Source organism: Exiguobacterium sp. s6 (genome assembly GCF_018618155.1).
GTDB classification, from domain to species: Bacteria; Bacillota; Bacilli; order Exiguobacteriales; family Exiguobacteriaceae; genus Exiguobacterium; species Exiguobacterium mexicanum_A.
The window spans coordinates 1,064,725-1,082,109 of the sequence record NZ_JACSLN010000001.1; the positions used below are offsets into that span (position 1 = coordinate 1,064,725).

Sequence of the window (17,385 nt, forward strand, 5' to 3'; positions counted from 1 at the left end):
GTCATATGGAACAGACAATTAAAATGCCACAGCTCGGGGAAAGTGTCACCGAGGGGACGATCACGACGTTTCTCGTCAAACCAGGTGACCGCGTCGAGGAGTATGAGCCGCTCGCCGAGGTCATGACCGATAAAGTGACGGCTGAGATCCCGGCGACGAGTGCCGGCGTCGTGAAAGAAATGTTAATCAGTGAAGGGGACACGGTCGCCGTCGGCACGCCAGTCCTCATCATGGAAGTCGAAGGTGCCGAGTCTACACCGGCAAAAGCAGAACCGAAAGCAGAACCGACACAAGTCGAATCGGCCCCGGTCGAGACGAAACAAGCGGTCACTACCGCGTCGGCCGCCCCGAGAAAACAGAATAATGGACGTTTCTCGCCGGCGGTCATCCGACTCGCCAATGAGAATGCGATCGACTTGAACGAGCTCGACGGCAGCGGCCTCGGTGGTCGCATCACGCGCAAAGATGTCCTCCGCTACTTGTCAGAAGGTCGTCCGGTCAAACCGAAAGCAGCGACGCAGGCGCCAGTCCAAGAGACGATGACCCAAGTGAAGCTCGAAGTGCCTGAAACAGTTGCTGCCCCGGCTGTAACGCCAGTTGCTACGACTTCTGCTGACGTCTCAACGGACCGCGTCGAATTGATTCCGACGGCCGGTGTCCGTCAAGCGATTGCCAACAACATGGTCCGCTCGAAACATGAGGCCCCGCATGCGTGGCTCATGATCGAGGTCGATGTGACGAACCTCGTCTCAGCGCGGGCCAAGTTGAAAGACGAGTTCTTCAAGCGGGAAGGTGTCAAACTGACATTCATGCCGTTCTTCATGAAGGCGGCGATCGAGGCGTTGAAAAAACATCCGATGATGAACTCGGAATGGGCGGGCGATCACATCAAAGTCCATCAAGATATCCATCTGTCGGTCGCCGTCGCAGCGAACGACGCCCTCTACGTCCCGGTCATCAAACATGCGGACGAGAAGAACATCAAAGGGCTCGCTGTCGCCCTTCAAGACGTGGCGGCCCGTGCCCGCGGCAACCGTTTGAAAGCGGACGAGATGCGCGGCGGCACGTTCACGATCAACAACACGGGTGCGTTCGGTTCGATTCAATCGGCACCGATCTTGAACTATCCGCAAGCGGCCATCCTGTCGGTCGAGTCGATCGTGAAACGTCCGGTTTGGGTGAATGGGATGTTCGCGGCGCGTGACATGGTCAACTTGTGTATGTCGGTCGACCACCGTGTCCTCGACGGTCTCGTCGCCGGTCAATTCTTGCAGGCGATCAAGCAATCGCTCGAATCGATCGATCCAGACACGTATACGCTCTATTGATTCACGTCCTGCCTTCAGTCGAAGGCAGGACTTTTTATATGAAAAATAAAAAAAGCCACGGGAATTGTCCGTGGCTGCATGGTTCAGATGGAACGTTCAATCAATGCCTCGAGATCGCGGCGAATCCGTTCGGGCGAGGCGAGCTCGGTGTTCGTATAGCTGAGTCGGTGCGTCGACTCGTCGGTCCCCGTCAAGTCGGCGAACAGGCTGCCTAGATTATGGACGCTCTTGTCGACTTGAATCAATAAGTCTAGAGACGACTCCGTTTGGAGCATGACGACTTCAAGCTCATCGAGTTTGCGTCCATAGCTCGTGCCGTTCGGTGAATATTCGAGTTCTTGGGCAATCGGGAGACGGCCGGAACGATGGCGGGCCGGGAGCATCTCCGTATCAGCTTTTTTCAAGCGGAAGCCGATGTCGTCGAGCACGTCGAGGACGACCTGTTGAGCGTGGTTCGGTTTGACGAGAATCGAGTCCTCGTCTTTCGGGTCGACGGCCTGGGCGATATCGAGACCGGTCTCAATCCACGATTTCGATTGGCTGACCGAAATCGGCGTGTTGAACGGCACGTCGATCGTGAACGGGATTTCTTTCACTTCGTCGGGACCAATCATGAACGGCGCCTCGTTCAACAAAATCTTCTCAATCGTGAACGTCGAGTACGTTGTCTTGTCGTTCACCTCATGCTTATAGAGCGTGTTGAAGAAGATGTAAATCCGGTCGACCGATTGCTCGGTGCTGCCGCCCTTGATATGGACAACACCATCGAGCGTCCCGCCTGGCACACAGGCACTCTCCGCGAGCCGTGTATCGACCGTCGCGGCACCGATCCCAATCGATGATAATAACTTTTTGAACATACAATAATCCTCCTTTGACGTTTGCACGTGTTCGTGTAATAGTATGTACGAATACACGTGAACAAAAGTTTCGAAACTATTGAAAAAAGGATGAACGCAGTGGAATATACAGAGTTAAAACAGCGACTCGCTGATGTGATTCGCCAGAACGAGCTCGTGACGGCGACAGTCAGCCAACCGCGTCAAAAGTCGAACGATTTGCGCCGGGTCAAATTGAAGCCGGTCCTGTTGAAAGGCGAGTACCATATACAGTTCGAATACCAATTTGAACGGGTGATGAAACATAAAAATCTCACACCGGACGAGGCGGTCATCGAGCTCGATGAATTGCTCGAGACGTTCCGCCAAGGTCAGTTCCAGTTGACGGCGTCCGAGGTCCACTTTCAACTGTCTAAAAAGTTCAAAGTGACGTTCAAGGAACGTGAGACGGCCGTCAAACAAGTGAAGCTGAGCCATAACCGCGAGAAGCAGTATTTGTTACCGCTCGATGAACCGGTACCGTTCCTCATCCGCCTCGGCGTCCAGTCCGAGGACGGAAAAGTGAAGCGTCAAAAATACGACAAGTTCAAACAAATCAACCGCTTCCTCGAGTTTATCGAAGACTCAATCAAACATTTACCGACCGACCGGACCGTCCGGATTCTCGATTTCGGCTCAGGGAAGTCATATTTGACGTTCGCCCTCTATCACTTCTTGCATGAAATGAAAGGCTATGACGTCCATATCACAGGGCTCGATTTGAAGAAAGAAGTCATCGAAGAATGTGCCGGGATTGCCCGTGACCTCGGCTATGAGCGCCTCGAGTTTCTCGTCGGGGACATCAACGAGTTCGAAGGCGAGACGGCGGTCGATATGGTCGTCACGCTTCATGCCTGTGACGTCGCGACGGACATGGCGCTCGCCCGGGCCGTTCGCTGGGGAGCTAAAGTCATCTTGAGCGTCCCTTGTTGTCAAAAAGAATTGAATCGTCAACTCGAGGCGCCGAGCCTCGACGTCATGCTGCAGCATGGACTCGTCAAAGAACGGTTCGCGGCGCTCGCCACCGATTCGATTCGGGCCGAATTACTTGGACTCGTCGGCTATGAGGCGCAACTGCTCGAGTTCATCGATATGGAGCACACGCCGAAAAACATCCTGATTCGGGCGTATCTCACGAACCGGGAAGCGACCGCTGAAGCGCGGGCCCGCTATGTGGCCTTCAAGACGCTGTTGAACGCGACACCGTTCCTCGAAGGACAATTGAGCGATAGACTTGTCCTAACCGATCCACTAGACGTAAAATAAGAAAGAACAGACGCAAGTCGAAAGGGGAAACAATATGGATTTTCAATTATACTTTCAAGATGTAGTCGAACAAGCTCGCAATGAGGTACGCGCTGCAGGGTACACAGAACTCACGACACCGGAAGAAGTCGACGCGGCGTTAACAAAAGAAGGCAAAACGCTCGTGCTCGTCAACTCGGTATGTGGCTGTGCTGGTGGCATCGCTCGTCCGGCAGCAGCGTACGTGAACAAGATGGAAGGCGTCAAACCGGACCAGTTCGTGACTGTGTTCGCGGGTCAAGACCGTGAAGCGACGGACCGGGCCCGTGAATACTTCGAAGGTTACGCCCCGTCGTCACCATCGATCGCGCTGTTAGAAGACGGCAATATCGTCACGATGGTCGAACGGAGCACGATCGAGTCATCGACGGCCGAAGAGCTTGTCGAGCAGTTACAGACGTTGTTCGATATTTACTACGCCTAAGAAGTGAGCGCAGAGGCATTGCCTTTGCGCTTTTCCTTAAGAAGGGATCGATGAGATGGAACCAGTCGTCAAAATCATGAGCGAGGCCGAATATACGATTGCTTTGTCGCGCGGCGAGATCAACGAGCCGACCCTCCAGACGGAAGGTTATATTCGTTGTTGCACCCCGCAACAGATCGGCAAATTCGTGCGTCGACATTATCATGGGGAGCGAGTCGTGCTCGTCTCGTTCCATGTCGGACGTCTCGGCAGCCTGCTCCACTACGAGTTTGACGAGGACGGGGAACGCTATCCCCACGTGTATAGCGCCATCCCGATCGCGTCGGTCAAACGGGTGCAGCCCTACGGCTCTCGCGACAACGGTACGGTCACTTATTTTGCTTACGAGCGAATGTGACCGTATTTTTTTTATATTTTATGCATGAATATACTTTACAAGTAATAATTATGTGTATATAGTGGTTGAAGAACAAGTCGGACATATGATGAGTTGAAGAACAGTTGAGCACTATTCACATATATGTCATAATTTTGTTAAAGTTCTGATAATTTCATCCTATATGAAGAAAGGGACGATGAATATGAAAAAAGGTTTTCTAGCATTATGTATCGCAAGTCTTGCCGCTTTCACGGTAGCTTGTGGGGCAGACGTGAACGAAGGAGGTTCGACGTCGACCGATGAGGAGGATAAAGTCATCGTCATGGGGACGAGTGCGGACTACTTCCCATATGAGTTCGTCGATACGGCGAACGGCGACGAGATCGTCGGTTTCGATATCGACATCGCCAAGCAAGTGGCCGAGAACATGGGCTATGAATTGAAAATTGAAGACATGGATTTCGGTAGCCTACTCGGGGCGCTGAACGCTGGCCGTGTCGATTTCGTCATGGCAGGTATGACACCGACAGAAGAACGAAAAGAGAACGCTGATTTCTCAGACATCTACTTCACTGCGAAGAACTTGATCTTGTCAAAAGGGGATGCCATCCAGTCGCTTGAAGATTTAGACGGGAAACAAGTCGGGGTCCAACTTGGTTCGATTCAAGAAGGAATCGCTAAAGAACAAATCCCGGGCGCTGAAATTGTCGCCTTGAACAAGATCCCGGAGATCATCCAGGAAATCAAGACTGGTCGCATCGATGCAATGGTCATCGAGGACACGGTCGCGAAGAAATACCTCGACCAAGACAGCGAACTTTCAACGTTTGAAATCGTCGACGAGGAAGAGGCCGGTTCTGCCGCCGCCTTCCGTAAGGACGATGAGCTCCGCGATCAATTCAATGAAGAATTGAACAAGATGATTGATTCAGGAGAAATCGAGAAGTTGGCACAAAAATGGTTCGAACAAGAAGCAGCACCAGCTGAATAAAGATTGAAGAAGGCTGACTGAAAATATCAGTCAGCCTTTTTTTAGGAGGAACTCACAATGGATTTTAGTCGGATTTATGATTCTATCCCGTATATTCTCGAAGGGATCCCGGTCATGTTTCAAGTCGTGCTCGTCTCGGCCTTGCTCGGGATCACGCTCGGGGTCGTCGTCGCCACATTCAAGATCGTCCCAAACCGTCTCATCAACTTCATCGGGCACGCCTACACGGCCGTGTTCCGCGGGACACCGCTCATCTTGCAACTCGCGATCATCCACTTCGGGTTGCCGCAATTGACCGGTTATATCACGACGCCGTACCAATCGGCCGTCATCGCCTTCTCACTCAACTCGGCGGCGTATATCTCGGAAATCATTCGGGCCGGGATTCAAGCGGTCGATAAAGGCCAGTGGGAAGCGTCGGATGCCCTCGGCGTCCCGTACGTCAAACAACTGCGGTCAATCATCTTGCCGCAGGCGTTCAAAAACATCTTGCCGGCCCTCGTCAATGAGATGATCACGCTCACGAAAGAATCGGCGCTCGTCTCGACGGTCGGTGTGCTCGACATCATGCGTCGGGCGCAAATCGTCGGTGGGCAAAAGGCGATCTACTTTGAACCGCTCCTGTTTGCCGGTGTGATATACTTTACAATAGTGATGGTGTTGACGTATCTTGGTCAACGTCTAGAAAAACGGCTTAGAAAGAGTGATGGCAGATGATACAAGTAAAGGATTTATACAAACAATTTGGTGACCTCGAGGTCCTCAAAGGCATTACGACATCGATTGAGAAAGGGGAAGTCGTCGCCGTCATCGGTCCGTCCGGTTCCGGGAAATCGACGTTCCTCCGTTGCTTGAACATGCTTGAAGTGCCGACGTCCGGCACGGTCAGCGTCGCCGGCTATGAGCTCACGAAAAAAGGGGCGAACGTCTCGAAGGCTCGTCAAAACATCGGCATGGTGTTCCAACAGTTCAACTTGTTCCCGCATATGAGCGTGCTCGACAATTTGACGTACGCGCCGATCAACGTCTTGAAAGTGAGCAAGGCCGAAGCGATCGAACGGGCGAAAAAGCTCCTCGAACGGGTCGGATTGTCGGAGAAGATTGACGCTTACCCGAGTCAACTGTCAGGTGGACAGAAGCAACGGGTCGCGATCGCCCGGGCGCTCGCCATGGAGCCGAACGTCATGTTGTTCGATGAGCCGACGTCAGCGCTCGACCCAGAGATGGTCAACGAAGTGCTCGATGTCATGAAAGGGCTCGCCGAGTCTGGGATGACGATGGTCGTCGTCACGCACGAGATGGGCTTTGCCCGTGAAGTGGCGGACCGTGTCCTCTTCCTCGACGAAGGCATCTTGATGGAGGAAGGCAAACCGGCCGACCTGCTCCTCAACCCGCAGACCGACCGCGCAAAACGCTTCTTAGAAAAAGTATTATAAGTGAAAGATTCCATCTGATAACAGAAAGGGAGGATTTCTATGAAGATCACCTACTATGGCCATGCGACCGTACAACTCGATATCGACGGGACATCCGTCTTGATCGACCCGTTCCTGACGAGCAACCCGCATACGGACGTCGACCCGGCGAGCGTCAAAGCAGACTATATCCTGCTCACCCACGCTCATTTCGACCATATCGAAGACGTGGAACTGATCGCGAAACAGACGGGCGCGACAATCGTCGCGACGCACGAACTGGCGACATATTATGAGAAAAAAGGCTATTCGGTCCACGGGATGAACATCGGGGGCGGCCATTCGTTTTCGTTCGGTCGCGTCACGATGACGCAGGCTTTCCATAGCTCGAGTCTTGATATGGGGGACGCCCCGATCTACATGGGTATGCCGGGCGGGTTCATCATCGAGACAGAGGCGCTCACGGTGTATCACGCCGGGGACACGGCCCTGTTCTCGGACATGAAACTGTACGGGGAGCGGTTCGATATCGACGTCGCGTTCCTCCCGATCGGTGACAACTTCACGATGGGACCGGTCGACGCACTCGATGCGGCGCACTGGCTCCAAGCGAAACGGGTCGTACCGATTCACTTCGACACGTTCCCACCCATCAAACAAGACGCACAGGCTTTCTGCGATCAACTGCACCAACGCGGGCTCTTGATCGAGCCGAACACGACAATCGAGATTTGATGACGCAACCAGCAGTACTCGAGACCGAACGGTACGTGGCGGCGCTGCATTCCGGGGACTGTACCGGTCATGACATGGCCCACCTCGAGCGGGTGCGCCGCTTAGCCATGCATCTCGCCGAAGGGGGAGACGTCGATCGGCTTGTCTTGACGCTTGCGGCGCTCTTGCACGACGTCGAGGATGAGAAGCTCGGTCGCGAGGCGGGGCTCGTCGCGCGTCACTTGGACACGTTAGCGCTCGATCCGAATCGACGGGCGCACGTCCTGACGATCATCGGCGAGACATCGTTCTCGAAACATAGAAGTCCATCGACGTTGGAAAGTGCCATCCTGCAAGATGCGGATCGACTCGACGCGATTGGGGCGATCGGCATCGCCCGCACGTTCCAATTCGCGGGGTCACGCGGAACGGCTTTATATGACCCGAACGATGCGACAAGTGCGGTCGCCCACTTCGATGATAAGTTGCTCCGGCTCGCGGATGGGATGCATACGGAACGGGCACGACAGATTGCCCGGGAACGCCACGCATTCATGGTCTCATTTTTGGACAGGTTCGAAGCGGAATGGACGGGACAAGACATATGAAACGGCCGAGGAATCTCCTCGGCCGTTTTCGGTTAGAACGGATGTTTATTGAGCCAATGGCCGCCGTCGAGCGAGATACATTCTCCGTTCAAATAGCGCATCTCGTCCGACGCCATCCAATAGGCGAGGTCGGCAATCTCTTCGGGTGTGCCGAACCGTCCGAGCGGCACGTTACGACGGATGCGCTCGACTTCTTTGACGTGGACGGCGAGTTTGTCGGCACCACCGGTCCGCTCGATTGGGCCCGGGCTGATCGCGTTCACGCGTGCCCCGAACTGATACCCCCATTCGACGGCGAGCGTCCGCGTCAAATTGAGCACCCCGGCCTTGGCGGCGGCGCTCGGGGCGACACCGGCGCCCGCTTGCCAGGCGTAGGAGGCGACCATGTTGATGATGGAGCCGTCCCGCAGTTGCTCCCGTTCCCAATGTTTGCCGAGGACGTGGGTACAATTGAACGTCCCGTTCAAGACGATGTCGATGACGCTCGTCCAGCCGTTCGGCGTCAAGTCGAGCGTCGGACAGACGAAGTTGCCGGCTGCGTTATTGACGAGCGCATGCACCGGTCCGAACCGTTCGCTGATTTGATCGAGTGCTTGTGAACACGCCTCGTAGTCACGCACATCGTGTTGCACGGCCATCGCTGCTCCGGCCCCGATGGCCTCCAGTTCGCCCATCGCTTCTTGTAGCCGCTCTTCGTTGCGGCCGCTGATGGCGACGTTCCAACCCTCGGTTTTGAATTTTAGCGCCATCGCCTTGCCCATCCCCGATGAGCCACCTGTGATCCAAATCGTTTTCATACAAATCCCCCTTTGGAATGAATGGTCGTTCATTTAGGTATTCGCTCAGCGAAGGGGGGATTCCTGCAAAAAAAATGACGGCCGCCGTGGCCGTCATTTTAGCTGTTTGAAATAGGTCAATCCGAGTTCACGATCGATGCGATACATCGTCCCGGCGACTTTCTCGCCCCAATATGGGTCCGAGGCGTAAAAGACGTTGACGCCTTCTTGTTTATTGCCCGGAAACGGACCGCGGTCGTAATCTCCGGTCACGTACTTCTCGGCGAATAAACGAGCCGCCGCATCGATGCTCGCCTCGACGGATGGATAAGAGGCCGCATTTCCGCTCGGATCGTTGTCGGTCGCTTGGAAGCCGAACAAGTTATTTTTTTCACGGGCGATGGCAGACGTACCGAAACCGGACTCGTGTCCGGCTACAGCCATGAGGAACAAGGCGTTGATGCCGAATTCGGCCTCGGCGTCCTTAAAGGCGTCGCCTTTCCCAGCGAGCGGGCTATCGTCGAGTGATTCGAGGAATGCGTCGAGCTCGCGAGCCGAATACGGTGCCTTCGACGCGATTGAAGCGAATTGGTAGGGCGAATCGAACACGTCGCGTACGTCCTCCGTGTAATAGCGGTCGGACGACTGTTGCGGCGCCGGTCCGACGAGAAACGTCCCGGCCAAATTGCCGTTAGCCTCGACGGTATGGAACACTTGTCCGTCCCGCATCTGATAGAAGCCGCGCCGCTCGACGACGGCGTCCGGGTAAAGCGTCATGTCGGCCGGCTTCACGTAGACATCGGCCCCAGAGATATTTACCAACAAATGCTTGTCGCCCGTTTGCATGAGACGGAGACGTGTTCCACCGGCGACATAGGACTGCCGTTTCTTAAACTCGGCGTCCTGATATAGGTTTGTGATTCGGTCGGTCGGGGTGACCGCGATTCCAGTACCTGTGAAATCGATGACGTCTCCCGACGCATCGAGTAGGGCGCGATTGCCCCCGCGTTCCATGTAGGCGCGCGCCTCATCGAGCGACTCGAACGCCCGGGTCGAGACGTCCCCGTTGTCATAGGTCTGAACGGTATACGACCCGCTCGGACGATCTTGGAGCCAAAGGAAACCGGATATGGCGAGAGCGAGCGTGAGAATCGTCGGGATCACGCCGCGTTTCTTTCTTTTCAATACGATCACTTCCAAACATATGGATTGCCAAACGGAAGAAACTAGTGAACAATTTTGTGAGAGAGGAGGAGATATTATGAAAATCGGATCACGTACGCTCAAGACGGCGGCAGCCGCCGGGATTGCCATGCTCATCTCGGAGACGATCCATCTCGACTATTACGTCTTCGCGGCCATCATCGCCATCCTCAGTATTCAGGAGACGCGGAAAAAGTCGTTTCGGGCCTCCTATGAACGGGTCATGGCCAGCTTGATTGCCATCGGCATGGGTGCGTTGATGTTCACCTTGCTCGGCTATTCGCCGGCGACGCTCACACTTTATTTTGTCATGTTCATCCCGCTCGTACAACAGCTCAAACTGCAAGATGGCATGATCACAAGTGTCGTCATCCTGACCCATCTGTATACGGAAGGACAGTTCTCACTCGACTTGTTCGTGAACGAGTTGTTGTTGATCGCCATCGGGGTCGGGGTCGGGCTCGTCGTCAACATGTATATGCCGACGCTCGATAAAGAGATCGAACGCATCAAGGACAATATCGACCGGGCGCTCGCCGTACATTTTTATGATGTGGCCGCATGTGTCGAGACCGGCGTCTATAACGACCATTCGATGATGCTGTTGAAGACACGCGATTATTTGAAGCAAGGAAAAGATCTTGCGCTCCGCCGGATGGGGAATTCGATCGGGAAGCGGAACGAGGACATGGATTACTTGTACTTCCGAATGCGGGAGCGGCAATATGACATCTTGAAACGCATCGCCGAGAACTCACGGGAAATCACACTCGTCGTCAATGAAGCCAAACCGGTCGCGACATTCCTTCGACTCGTCGGCGACAACGTCAACCAACAAGCCGACGCCTCGACGTTCTTGCGGGAGCTCGAGGAGACGATTGAGCATTATCGAAAAAACGTACCCCTCCCCACGTCACGTGAGGAATTTGAGGTACGTTCATCGTTGCTCAATATTTTGTCTGATGTGAAGAGCTACTTGATTTTGAAAGAGCGCTATATCCTATTGTTACAGGAACATGGCCATCCCCGACAAAAACGTGCTCAATAAAAAGATGGATACGATGACGACGACACCGATTTGAATGATGCGTTGCCGCTTTTTCTGTTTCTTACTCATGACGTTCCTCCAAATGTGTTTGTCCTCATTGTACAGAATGGAAAAGGTTCGTGCAAACGGCACGAGTTTGTTATAATAACCTAGAAATGTTTGGATGGAGGGATGTTTTCATGGTAAACGAGAAACGGGTGCTTGACACATTTTTACAGTTGGTCGGCATCGATTCGGAGACGAAAGAAGAGGCAGTCATCTGTGAGCATTTAAAGGCGGTCTTCACTGAGCTCGGATGTGACGTCTACGAGGACGACGCATCGACGAAAACGGCTCATTCAGGTAACAACCTCATCATCACGCTACCTGCGACGAAACAAGGCGTCGACCCGATTTATTTCACGGCGCATATGGATACGGTCACACCAGGTAAAGCGATCAAGACAAGTATTCAAGATGGCTATGTCGTGACGGATGGGACGACCATCCTCGGCGCTGATGATAAAACTGGTTTGACGGCGATGATTGAGCTGGTCCGTGTTTTGACGGAACAAGCGATTCCGCACGGTCAAATCCAATTCGTCATCACGGTCGGCGAAGAGTCAGGTCTCGTCGGGGCGAAAGTACTCGACTTGTCGAAAATTGATGCGAAGTTCGGTTTCGCGCTCGACTCGGACGGCCCGGTCGGCGATATCATCGTCGCTGCCCCGACACAAGCGAAAGTGAACGCTAGAATTTACGGTAAGACGGCGCATGCCGGTGTCGCGCCTGAGAAAGGGGTCTCGGCCATTCAAATCGCGGCGAAAGCGATCGCGAAGATGAAGCTTGGACGAATCGATGACGAGACGACAGCGAATATCGGACGGTTCGAAGGCGGACGTGCCACGAACATCGTCTGCGATTACGTCGAGGTGCTCGCCGAAGCGCGCTCGCTCATCCACGAGAAGATGGAAGCCCAAGCCGAGTCGATGAAACAAGCTTATGTCGAGGCGGCAGCGGCACATGGTGGCCGAGCCGAAGTCGACATCGACATCATGTACCCGGGCTTCAAGTTCGAAGAAGGCGACGAAGTCGTCGAAGTCGCGAAAGCGGCGGCAGCGGCCATCGGACGCCCGACACGAATCTTACATTCAGGTGGAGGGTCAGATGCGAACGTCATCGCTGGGGGCGGGATTCCGACCGTTAACCTCGCTGTCGGTTATGAAGAGATTCATACGACGAACGAGCGCATGCCGCTCGTCGAGCTATACAAGTTGGTTGAATATGTCGTTCAAATTGTCGAGCACGTCGCGACACCGAAAACGAAGTGAAAAAGAGCCGACGCGATGTCGGCTCTTCCTATGTGTTCGAGAGATTATGCGGCGAATTCCAATGATTCCAAGACGAGTTCGTCTGAACAGTGAAGTTCCATCGCTATGTCGTGAATGTGGATTGAGGTGCCTAGTTCTTGTTGGTGTTTGCGATTCATTGAAGTCGCCCGTTCCCGAATCAGTTCATAAATCGAGTCGGAATGTTCAACTTTATTCATCACGGATCACATCCTTTATCAACGATTGCCTACAGTATAGCATGGAATGCACTAGAAGAAAGGACAAAATTATTTATGAAGTTACAATTTTTAGGAACTGGCTCCGGCATGCCCTCGAAACAACGGAACGTTTCCGGTCTGGCGCTCACGCTTTCGAAACAGACGTGGCTCATCGATTGCGGTGAAGCGACCCAGCACCAAATGCTTCATACGAAAGTCAAACCGCGTAAAGTCTCGGCCGTCTGGGTGACCCACCTGCACGGTGACCACGTGTTCGGCCTGCCCGGTTTCTTGTCGACGCGTTCAGCGCTCGATGGGTCGAGTCCGCTTACGCTTTACGGACCGAAAGGCATCAAGAAATGGCTCGAGTTGACGATGAAAGTGACTGGATCATTTCTCGGTTATGACTTGACGATTGTCGAGTATGAGGACGGGGATACGTTCGAACAGGACGGCCATCTCGTCACGGTCAAACGATTGGATCATCGTTTTCCATCGTACGGATTTCGAATTGAGGCACCCGAAAAGCCCGGTGCGCTCCTCGTTGATAAAGTGAAGGCGCTCGGGATTCCGAGCGGGCCAATTTATCGGACGATCAAGCAAGAGGAGACGTTCGAGTTTGAAGGAGAAACCTATCTCTCTAAAGAATACGTCACTGACGCGGTCCGTGGACCGATCGTGGCGATTCTGGGGGATACGATTCCTTGTCCGAACGCGGTCGTCCTCGCCGAAGGCGTCGATGTGCTCGTCCACGAGGCGACGTTCATGGACGAAGAGGCAAAGCTCGCCCGTCAATATGGTCACTCGACGACGGTCGAGGCGGCGACGCTCGCGAAGACGGTTCAAGCCGGACGCTTGATTGTCACCCATATCTCGGCCCGCTATCAAGGTCGAGATGATGAATTTTTAGACGAAGTCCGAGCCGTCTTCAAAGACAGTTTTGTCGCCAGCGACTTCTTCGAGTTTACAGTGGGGGATTAACGTGACAGTACAACTATACGTATGGCTTGGATTTTTTGTCATCAGTACGTTGCTAGGTTTACGCTTGAATCAACTGAAAGAACCCGAACCGAACTTTTTCTTTAAATTTTTATTTTTCTCTTTGCTCGGAATCGTGTCGTTCCCGATTGGCGGGTTCCATATCCCCATCGGTTTTCTCATGTCATTCTTGTTTTTTCCGAAACGAAATAGCCGCTATAAATGGTACGGTGCGCTCGTCGGCTTCTTTTTCTTCATCGTCTTGTTGTTCGTCCCGTTGTTTGATCAATCTGAGTTCCGGGCCGAGTCGCAACAAATCGGGGCGGTGTCGATTCAAGACGAGACATTTGACCGGATGACGGACAATATCTTACGTCGCATCAATAGTGACTCGATTAAACTCGACCGAAGCAAGATGGTGTTCACCGAGGACGGGGAACTCCGCTCGCTCGAATATTTGCTCATGGTCGAGCGCTCGAACTCGTTTCAACAGATTCGAATCAACTATGACGAGTCCGGTGAGTTGTCGTATCGCCAAGTCGACGAACTGAACATGGATTCGGGAAGTGCATTTTTCGAGAAGCTCGTCGACTTTGAACATATGCTCGATGCCGTACGCGACACGCCTTGGTCTGAATTTGCGGACCGAGTCGACGCGCCGCTTCTCCAGTTCTCGTTTGACGGCCTGTACGACATGTACACGTTCGAGAACGAGTCGATGCTCATGATCAATCGTGATCGCCGGCTCGTCAAGTTCTGGTTGCAACGAGAACCTGTGCTCGCCAACAGCATCCAATTGTCTGGGCTCAGTCAAGAAGGCCGGACGACTGGTGAAAAATATACGATTCTATACAATTATTCTATCCATCAACGAGAGGATTTGACCGACCAATGAAAAAACTGCTCCTGATGAGTTTACTCGTCCCACTTTTGACCGCATGCGGCGGGGAAGAAACGACGAACGGAGATGCGGCCTGTGACGTCGAACCGACGATTTCCGTTTATGATGCTGCGACCGAGGAGACGTTGTTCCATGAGAAGAGCGTCTGTTTAGAGGACGGGGCGACAGTGCTCGATGCCCTTGAAGCGACTGAACTCGACATCGAATCGGTCGGTAGCGGAGAGATGACATACGTGACGGCGATCGACGGCATTCAAGAGAAGTCGGCCGGTCAATCGTCGGGCTGGGTCTACGCCTTTAATGGAAGCCCAGGCGACGAAGGCGCTGGGGCCAAAGAAGTCGAATCGACCGATATTATTCAATGGCGTTTCGAAGAAGATGCGATTTCTTTCTTCGAATGAGGCAGATTGGGAGCGCAGACATCCGGTCACGCTCCTTTTCTTCTTAGTGGCCCATTTGTTCATCCTGACTTATTTAAATGACTCGGTCTGGCTCCTTCTTGGACTTGTCGGCCTGTTGCTCCTCGAACGACGGTTTCCGCTGGCGATGCTCGGTGTTTTGGCCGCGTTCATGCTGATCTCGTTTGCACCGATTGTTTTTGGGTGGAACGTCTCTCTCATGGGCATCACGAATCAATTGATTCCATTAGCTACATTTTTGTTCGGTATGATCTGGATGAACCGGTTCATGCGACTCGAACGATTGCTTCCGTTCTTGAACAGATGGCCGCGTTCGACCCGGTTGCTCTATGGGGGATGGGCCCTCGTCCCGTCGATGGAGCGGGCGGTGCGATTATCCATTGCGAGCCATCCGAGGCGCGAGTGGCAAGAGGCGATCGTGGTCGGTATCGACAGTCAACGCCTTGAACCGGTGTATGTGACGAATCAAATGCGACGTTTCGAACGGCATGACACCGTTCAATGCCTCGTCTTGCTCGGTTTCGTGGCGATCGCCTCGATGGGAGTGCCGGTCGTGTGGTTACTGTATCCATATTTGACGAAAGGAGGGTTGCGCGATGCGTTGGTTATCCTTGGCAGACGGACATGATGAATTCGATGAGTGGGTGAGGGAAGAACGAGCGCGAGTCATCCGCCTTGATACCCCGCTTGCCGGGAAGGTTTCATCGCTCATTTCTGGGAGTGACGCCCTGCGAGGAGCCGAACTGGCTGCCATTCTTCAAATCGATCATCTATTTCATAAGCGATTCGATGAGTGCTCAAGCGGAGAACGTCAACTCGTCCGCATCGCTCACGCCCTCGCCGATTCAGCCGAGGCGCTCGTCTTGATTGAACCGTTTCGACATTTGGATCGGTTTCGGGTCGAGCATTTAACGATGTTGCTCAGCAGACTGACCGGGCTTGGCGTTCGGATTGCTTACACGGATAGGGCGCGCGAACATAGTCCGTCCGGCGCGTTTCACGTCAATCCGACCATGAATCAGCCTCAACTTGTCGTTACGGACGTGTCCTATCGCCACCCGTTACAGGCGTCCTATGCGGTCGAGCATGTGTCTTACGAAATGAAGGGCCCGGGTCTGACCGTCTGTATCGGTACGAATGGCAGCGGGAAGTCGACGTTGCTCGAATTGATTGCCAAAAGCGTGCGCCCGTTGTATGGGAAGGTCAAATGGACCAAGCGGCCGGTTTATTTACCGGCCGAGCAAGAGTATGGTCCGTTCCCGCATGCGACGAATCGTCGCCTCGCTCAACTGCAAGCCATATTCGATTCTGAGGCATCTCTGTTCTTGTTGGACGAGCCAAGCGTGGGCTTGACCGAGCAAGAGCGCTCTCAGTTTGAACGGGCGTTAATCGAGAAGGCCGGGACGGCGCACATCATGTGTGCCACCCATGACGAGCAACTGATTCAGGCGGCAGACCGCATCATTTGCCTGTCGAACGGGATGCTCGTCTTTGATGGGGATCGCAGCGACTATATGAAACGGAGTGCGCTATGGTCACATATGTCCTCATCCTCTTGATTGCAGCGGGGGTCATGTCGAGGTTCGAACGGAGTGACGCCCCGATTGCCGTCTTGACGCAAATTCTCGCTCTCGCGGTCATCGGACGTTGGCTGTTCGTGGCCATCCCGAATGTCCAACCTTCGACAGCGCTGCTCATGCTGACGACCCTTTATTTTGGATTCACGAGTGGGGCCATGTTGGCATTGTTCGTTCCGATTTTATCAGGCCTGTTGCTCGGGATCGGCCCGTTCGTTCTGTTTCAATTTTTAGGGTGGCTCCTTGTCGTCGCCGTCGTCTCGTTCTTGAAGCCATTGCTCCGTCGCTCCCGGTTGTTCCTTGCCGCCGTCGGTCTCGGGGCCGGCTTTTTATTCGGATGGACGGCCAACCTGTCCTTCGCCGAGGTGATCGGGGTCGACTTCGTCAAATTGCTCGTGCTCAGTTTGCCGTTCGATATGGCCCATGGTATCGGGAATGCCGTCTTTCTCGTCTTATTGCACGATCTGTTCGTTCGCATATTTGTACGAGAAGACGGGTAACAAGTAGATATCACACCGAGTGAGGTGACGCGTGCATGAGCGGATACGTCAATCTAGTTGAAATCGGTTGGTTTCTTTTCATTGGACTGTTGTTTATGGGACTCAATTTATTGTTGATGTCTCGTCGTCTCATTCGAACGCGCTATGGGATGCTCAGTATTCTCGGCGCGAGTGTATGGCCTGCACTAATGATCGTCCTGTCTGTACAAGGGGGACGCGTCCTTGACGGACTGGCCGAGCGAGCGGTCACGCTCGAGAGCGTGTTGGCCTGGGCAGTCGTCGTGGCGACGGCTCTGATGGTGTGTATTCCGGGTGTTTCACTGATTCGGCGCATGGTGCAGTTGGCTCGACATTGAACAATCACTATACGTAAAAGGAGGAGGTCCCACAACGGGAACCTCCTCCTTTTTATT

The 17,385-nt window shown here is 53.7% G+C and carries 22 protein-coding genes; 18 read left to right on the plus strand and 4 right to left on the minus strand.

The window, feature by feature from the left end:
- The first annotated feature begins 5 nt into the window (after positions 1-5).
- Positions 6-1,328: a dihydrolipoamide acetyltransferase family protein gene (locus KNP75_RS05475; RefSeq protein WP_215189995.1), complete on the plus strand. Its 1,323-nt coding sequence runs from the start codon at positions 6-8 to the stop codon at positions 1,326-1,328.
- An 83-nt stretch (positions 1,329-1,411) separates the two neighbouring features.
- Here KNP75_RS05475 and KNP75_RS05480 read toward each other — a convergent pair whose 3' ends face one another.
- The gene (locus tag KNP75_RS05480) at positions 1,412-2,188 is read right to left on the minus strand and encodes a sporulation protein (protein ID WP_034777950.1); all 777 of its coding nucleotides are present in this window, start codon (positions 2,186-2,188) and stop codon (positions 1,412-1,414) included.
- Positions 2,189-2,287: 99 nt separating this feature from the next.
- Here KNP75_RS05480 and KNP75_RS05485 point away from each other — a divergent pair, with 99 nt between their 5' ends.
- From KNP75_RS05485 to KNP75_RS05520, 8 genes are all read left to right on the plus strand, one after another.
- Positions 2,288-3,472, plus strand: a complete 1,185-nt coding sequence (locus KNP75_RS05485) for a class I SAM-dependent methyltransferase (protein ID WP_034777948.1) — start codon at positions 2,288-2,290, stop codon at positions 3,470-3,472.
- Positions 3,473-3,506: 34 nt separating this feature from the next.
- Positions 3,507-3,935 carry a BrxA/BrxB family bacilliredoxin gene (locus KNP75_RS05490; protein WP_034777946.1) on the plus strand — a complete coding sequence of 143 codons (429 nt, stop codon included), beginning with the start codon at positions 3,507-3,509 and terminating at the stop codon, positions 3,933-3,935.
- A 55-nt stretch (positions 3,936-3,990) separates the two neighbouring features.
- Entirely contained in the window at positions 3,991-4,332 is a 342-nt protein-coding gene (locus tag KNP75_RS05495; protein WP_021067681.1) for a DUF952 domain-containing protein, read from the plus strand.
- Positions 4,333-4,516: 184 nt separating this feature from the next.
- On the plus strand, positions 4,517-5,305 hold the full coding sequence (locus KNP75_RS05500) for a transporter substrate-binding domain-containing protein (RefSeq protein ID WP_215189996.1): 789 nt from the start codon (positions 4,517-4,519) through the stop codon (positions 5,303-5,305).
- 57 nt (positions 5,306-5,362) lie between these two features.
- The gene (locus KNP75_RS05505; RefSeq protein WP_138859287.1) at positions 5,363-6,022 is read left to right on the plus strand and encodes an amino acid ABC transporter permease; all 660 of its coding nucleotides are present in this window, start codon (positions 5,363-5,365) and stop codon (positions 6,020-6,022) included.
- Positions 6,019-6,741, plus strand: coding sequence for an amino acid ABC transporter ATP-binding protein (locus KNP75_RS05510; protein WP_214797244.1), 723 nt, complete (start codon positions 6,019-6,021; stop codon positions 6,739-6,741). Before KNP75_RS05505 ends, KNP75_RS05510 begins: the two co-directional genes overlap by 4 nt.
- Positions 6,742-6,780: 39 nt before the next feature.
- Positions 6,781-7,455, plus strand: a complete 675-nt coding sequence (locus KNP75_RS05515; protein ID WP_215189997.1) for a metal-dependent hydrolase — start codon at positions 6,781-6,783, stop codon at positions 7,453-7,455.
- Positions 7,455-8,042 (plus strand): HD domain-containing protein, encoded by a 588-nt coding sequence (locus KNP75_RS05520; RefSeq protein WP_214797242.1) that lies wholly within the window; start codon positions 7,455-7,457, stop codon positions 8,040-8,042. The genes KNP75_RS05515 and KNP75_RS05520 overlap by 1 nt, the downstream gene beginning before the upstream one ends.
- 32 nt (positions 8,043-8,074) lie before the next feature.
- On the opposite strand, the gene fadH is transcribed toward KNP75_RS05520, so the two are convergent.
- Both fadH and KNP75_RS05530 read right to left on the minus strand, forming a co-directional pair.
- Positions 8,075-8,839, minus strand: a complete 765-nt coding sequence (fadH, locus tag KNP75_RS05525) for a 2,4-dienoyl-CoA reductase (RefSeq protein WP_034777934.1) — start codon at positions 8,837-8,839, stop codon at positions 8,075-8,077.
- A 93-nt stretch (positions 8,840-8,932) separates the two neighbouring features.
- Positions 8,933-10,012: an N-acetylglucosaminidase gene (locus KNP75_RS05530; RefSeq protein WP_353049032.1), complete on the minus strand. Its 1,080-nt coding sequence runs from the start codon at positions 10,010-10,012 to the stop codon at positions 8,933-8,935.
- 67 nt (positions 10,013-10,079) lie between these two features.
- On the opposite strand from KNP75_RS05530, the gene KNP75_RS05535 reads away from it, so the two are divergent.
- Positions 10,080-11,069, plus strand: a complete 990-nt coding sequence (locus KNP75_RS05535) for an aromatic acid exporter family protein (protein WP_034777929.1) — start codon at positions 10,080-10,082, stop codon at positions 11,067-11,069.
- Positions 11,070-11,248: 179 nt separating this feature from the next.
- Positions 11,249-12,379 carry a M20/M25/M40 family metallo-hydrolase gene (locus KNP75_RS05540; protein WP_214753147.1) on the plus strand — a complete coding sequence of 377 codons (1,131 nt, stop codon included), beginning with the start codon at positions 11,249-11,251 and terminating at the stop codon, positions 12,377-12,379.
- 44 nt (positions 12,380-12,423) lie between these two features.
- Here the strand turns inward: KNP75_RS05540 and KNP75_RS05545 are convergent, their stop codons facing one another.
- The gene (locus KNP75_RS05545) at positions 12,424-12,597 is read right to left on the minus strand and encodes a hypothetical protein (RefSeq protein WP_167491781.1); all 174 of its coding nucleotides are present in this window, start codon (positions 12,595-12,597) and stop codon (positions 12,424-12,426) included.
- A 75-nt stretch (positions 12,598-12,672) separates the two neighbouring features.
- On the opposite strand from KNP75_RS05545, the gene rnz reads away from it, so the two are divergent.
- Genes rnz through KNP75_RS05580 form a run of 7 tightly spaced genes read left to right on the plus strand, consistent with a single transcriptional unit; the run spans position 12,673 to position 17,328 of the window.
- Positions 12,673-13,578, plus strand: coding sequence for a ribonuclease Z (rnz, locus tag KNP75_RS05550; RefSeq protein WP_215189999.1), 906 nt, complete (start codon positions 12,673-12,675; stop codon positions 13,576-13,578).
- Position 13,579: 1 nt separating this feature from the next.
- Positions 13,580-14,470 carry a hypothetical protein gene (locus tag KNP75_RS05555; protein WP_138859295.1) on the plus strand — a complete coding sequence of 297 codons (891 nt, stop codon included), beginning with the start codon at positions 13,580-13,582 and terminating at the stop codon, positions 14,468-14,470.
- On the plus strand, positions 14,467-14,877 hold the full coding sequence (locus KNP75_RS05560; RefSeq protein WP_138859296.1) for a DUF4430 domain-containing protein: 411 nt from the start codon (positions 14,467-14,469) through the stop codon (positions 14,875-14,877). The genes KNP75_RS05555 and KNP75_RS05560 overlap by 4 nt, the downstream gene beginning before the upstream one ends.
- Complete coding sequence (locus KNP75_RS05565) at positions 14,855-15,523, plus strand: hypothetical protein (protein WP_215190000.1); 669 nt, start codon at positions 14,855-14,857, stop codon at positions 15,521-15,523. Before KNP75_RS05560 ends, KNP75_RS05565 begins: the two co-directional genes overlap by 23 nt.
- Positions 15,492-16,454, plus strand: coding sequence for an ATP-binding cassette domain-containing protein (locus KNP75_RS05570; RefSeq protein ID WP_215190001.1), 963 nt, complete (start codon positions 15,492-15,494; stop codon positions 16,452-16,454). The genes KNP75_RS05565 and KNP75_RS05570 overlap by 32 nt, the downstream gene beginning before the upstream one ends.
- The gene (locus KNP75_RS05575) at positions 16,427-16,972 is read left to right on the plus strand and encodes a hypothetical protein (protein WP_034777914.1); all 546 of its coding nucleotides are present in this window, start codon (positions 16,427-16,429) and stop codon (positions 16,970-16,972) included. Before KNP75_RS05570 ends, KNP75_RS05575 begins: the two co-directional genes overlap by 28 nt.
- A 35-nt stretch (positions 16,973-17,007) precedes the next feature.
- Positions 17,008-17,328 (plus strand): hypothetical protein, encoded by a 321-nt coding sequence (locus tag KNP75_RS05580; protein ID WP_034777912.1) that lies wholly within the window; start codon positions 17,008-17,010, stop codon positions 17,326-17,328.
- The last annotated feature ends 57 nt before the right edge of the window (positions 17,329-17,385 follow it).

Bases quoted from the DNA above. Each gene is read 5' to 3' on its own strand.
- KNP75_RS05560 (WP_138859296.1), top strand. From the start codon at position 14,467: ATGAAAAAACTGCTCCTGATGAGTTTACTCGTCCCACTTTTGACCGCA.
- fadH (WP_034777934.1), bottom strand. From the start codon at position 8,839: ATGAAAACGATTTGGATCACAGGTGGCTCATCGGGGATGGGCAAGGCG.
- KNP75_RS05505 (WP_138859287.1), top strand. From the start codon at position 5,363: ATGGATTTTAGTCGGATTTATGATTCTATCCCGTATATTCTCGAAGGG.
- KNP75_RS05495 (WP_021067681.1), top strand. From the start codon at position 3,991: ATGGAACCAGTCGTCAAAATCATGAGCGAGGCCGAATATACGATTGCT.
- KNP75_RS05475 (WP_215189995.1), top strand. From the start codon at position 6: ATGGAACAGACAATTAAAATGCCACAGCTCGGGGAAAGTGTCACCGAG.
- KNP75_RS05500 (WP_215189996.1), top strand. From the start codon at position 4,517: ATGAAAAAAGGTTTTCTAGCATTATGTATCGCAAGTCTTGCCGCTTTC.
- KNP75_RS05575 (WP_034777914.1), top strand. From the start codon at position 16,427: ATGGTCACATATGTCCTCATCCTCTTGATTGCAGCGGGGGTCATGTCG.
- KNP75_RS05540 (WP_214753147.1), top strand. From the start codon at position 11,249: ATGGTAAACGAGAAACGGGTGCTTGACACATTTTTACAGTTGGTCGGC.
- rnz (WP_215189999.1), top strand. From the start codon at position 12,673: ATGAAGTTACAATTTTTAGGAACTGGCTCCGGCATGCCCTCGAAACAA.
- KNP75_RS05545 (WP_167491781.1), bottom strand. From the start codon at position 12,597: ATGAATAAAGTTGAACATTCCGACTCGATTTATGAACTGATTCGGGAA.
- KNP75_RS05510 (WP_214797244.1), top strand. From the start codon at position 6,019: ATGATACAAGTAAAGGATTTATACAAACAATTTGGTGACCTCGAGGTC.
- KNP75_RS05490 (WP_034777946.1), top strand. From the start codon at position 3,507: ATGGATTTTCAATTATACTTTCAAGATGTAGTCGAACAAGCTCGCAAT.
- KNP75_RS05520 (WP_214797242.1), top strand. From the start codon at position 7,455: ATGACGCAACCAGCAGTACTCGAGACCGAACGGTACGTGGCGGCGCTG.
- KNP75_RS05480 (WP_034777950.1), bottom strand. From the start codon at position 2,188: ATGTTCAAAAAGTTATTATCATCGATTGGGATCGGTGCCGCGACGGTC.
- KNP75_RS05580 (WP_034777912.1), top strand. From the start codon at position 17,008: ATGAGCGGATACGTCAATCTAGTTGAAATCGGTTGGTTTCTTTTCATT.
- KNP75_RS05565 (WP_215190000.1), top strand. From the start codon at position 14,855: ATGCGATTTCTTTCTTCGAATGAGGCAGATTGGGAGCGCAGACATCCG.
- KNP75_RS05515 (WP_215189997.1), top strand. From the start codon at position 6,781: ATGAAGATCACCTACTATGGCCATGCGACCGTACAACTCGATATCGAC.
- KNP75_RS05570 (WP_215190001.1), top strand. From the start codon at position 15,492: ATGCGTTGGTTATCCTTGGCAGACGGACATGATGAATTCGATGAGTGG.
- KNP75_RS05535 (WP_034777929.1), top strand. From the start codon at position 10,080: ATGAAAATCGGATCACGTACGCTCAAGACGGCGGCAGCCGCCGGGATT.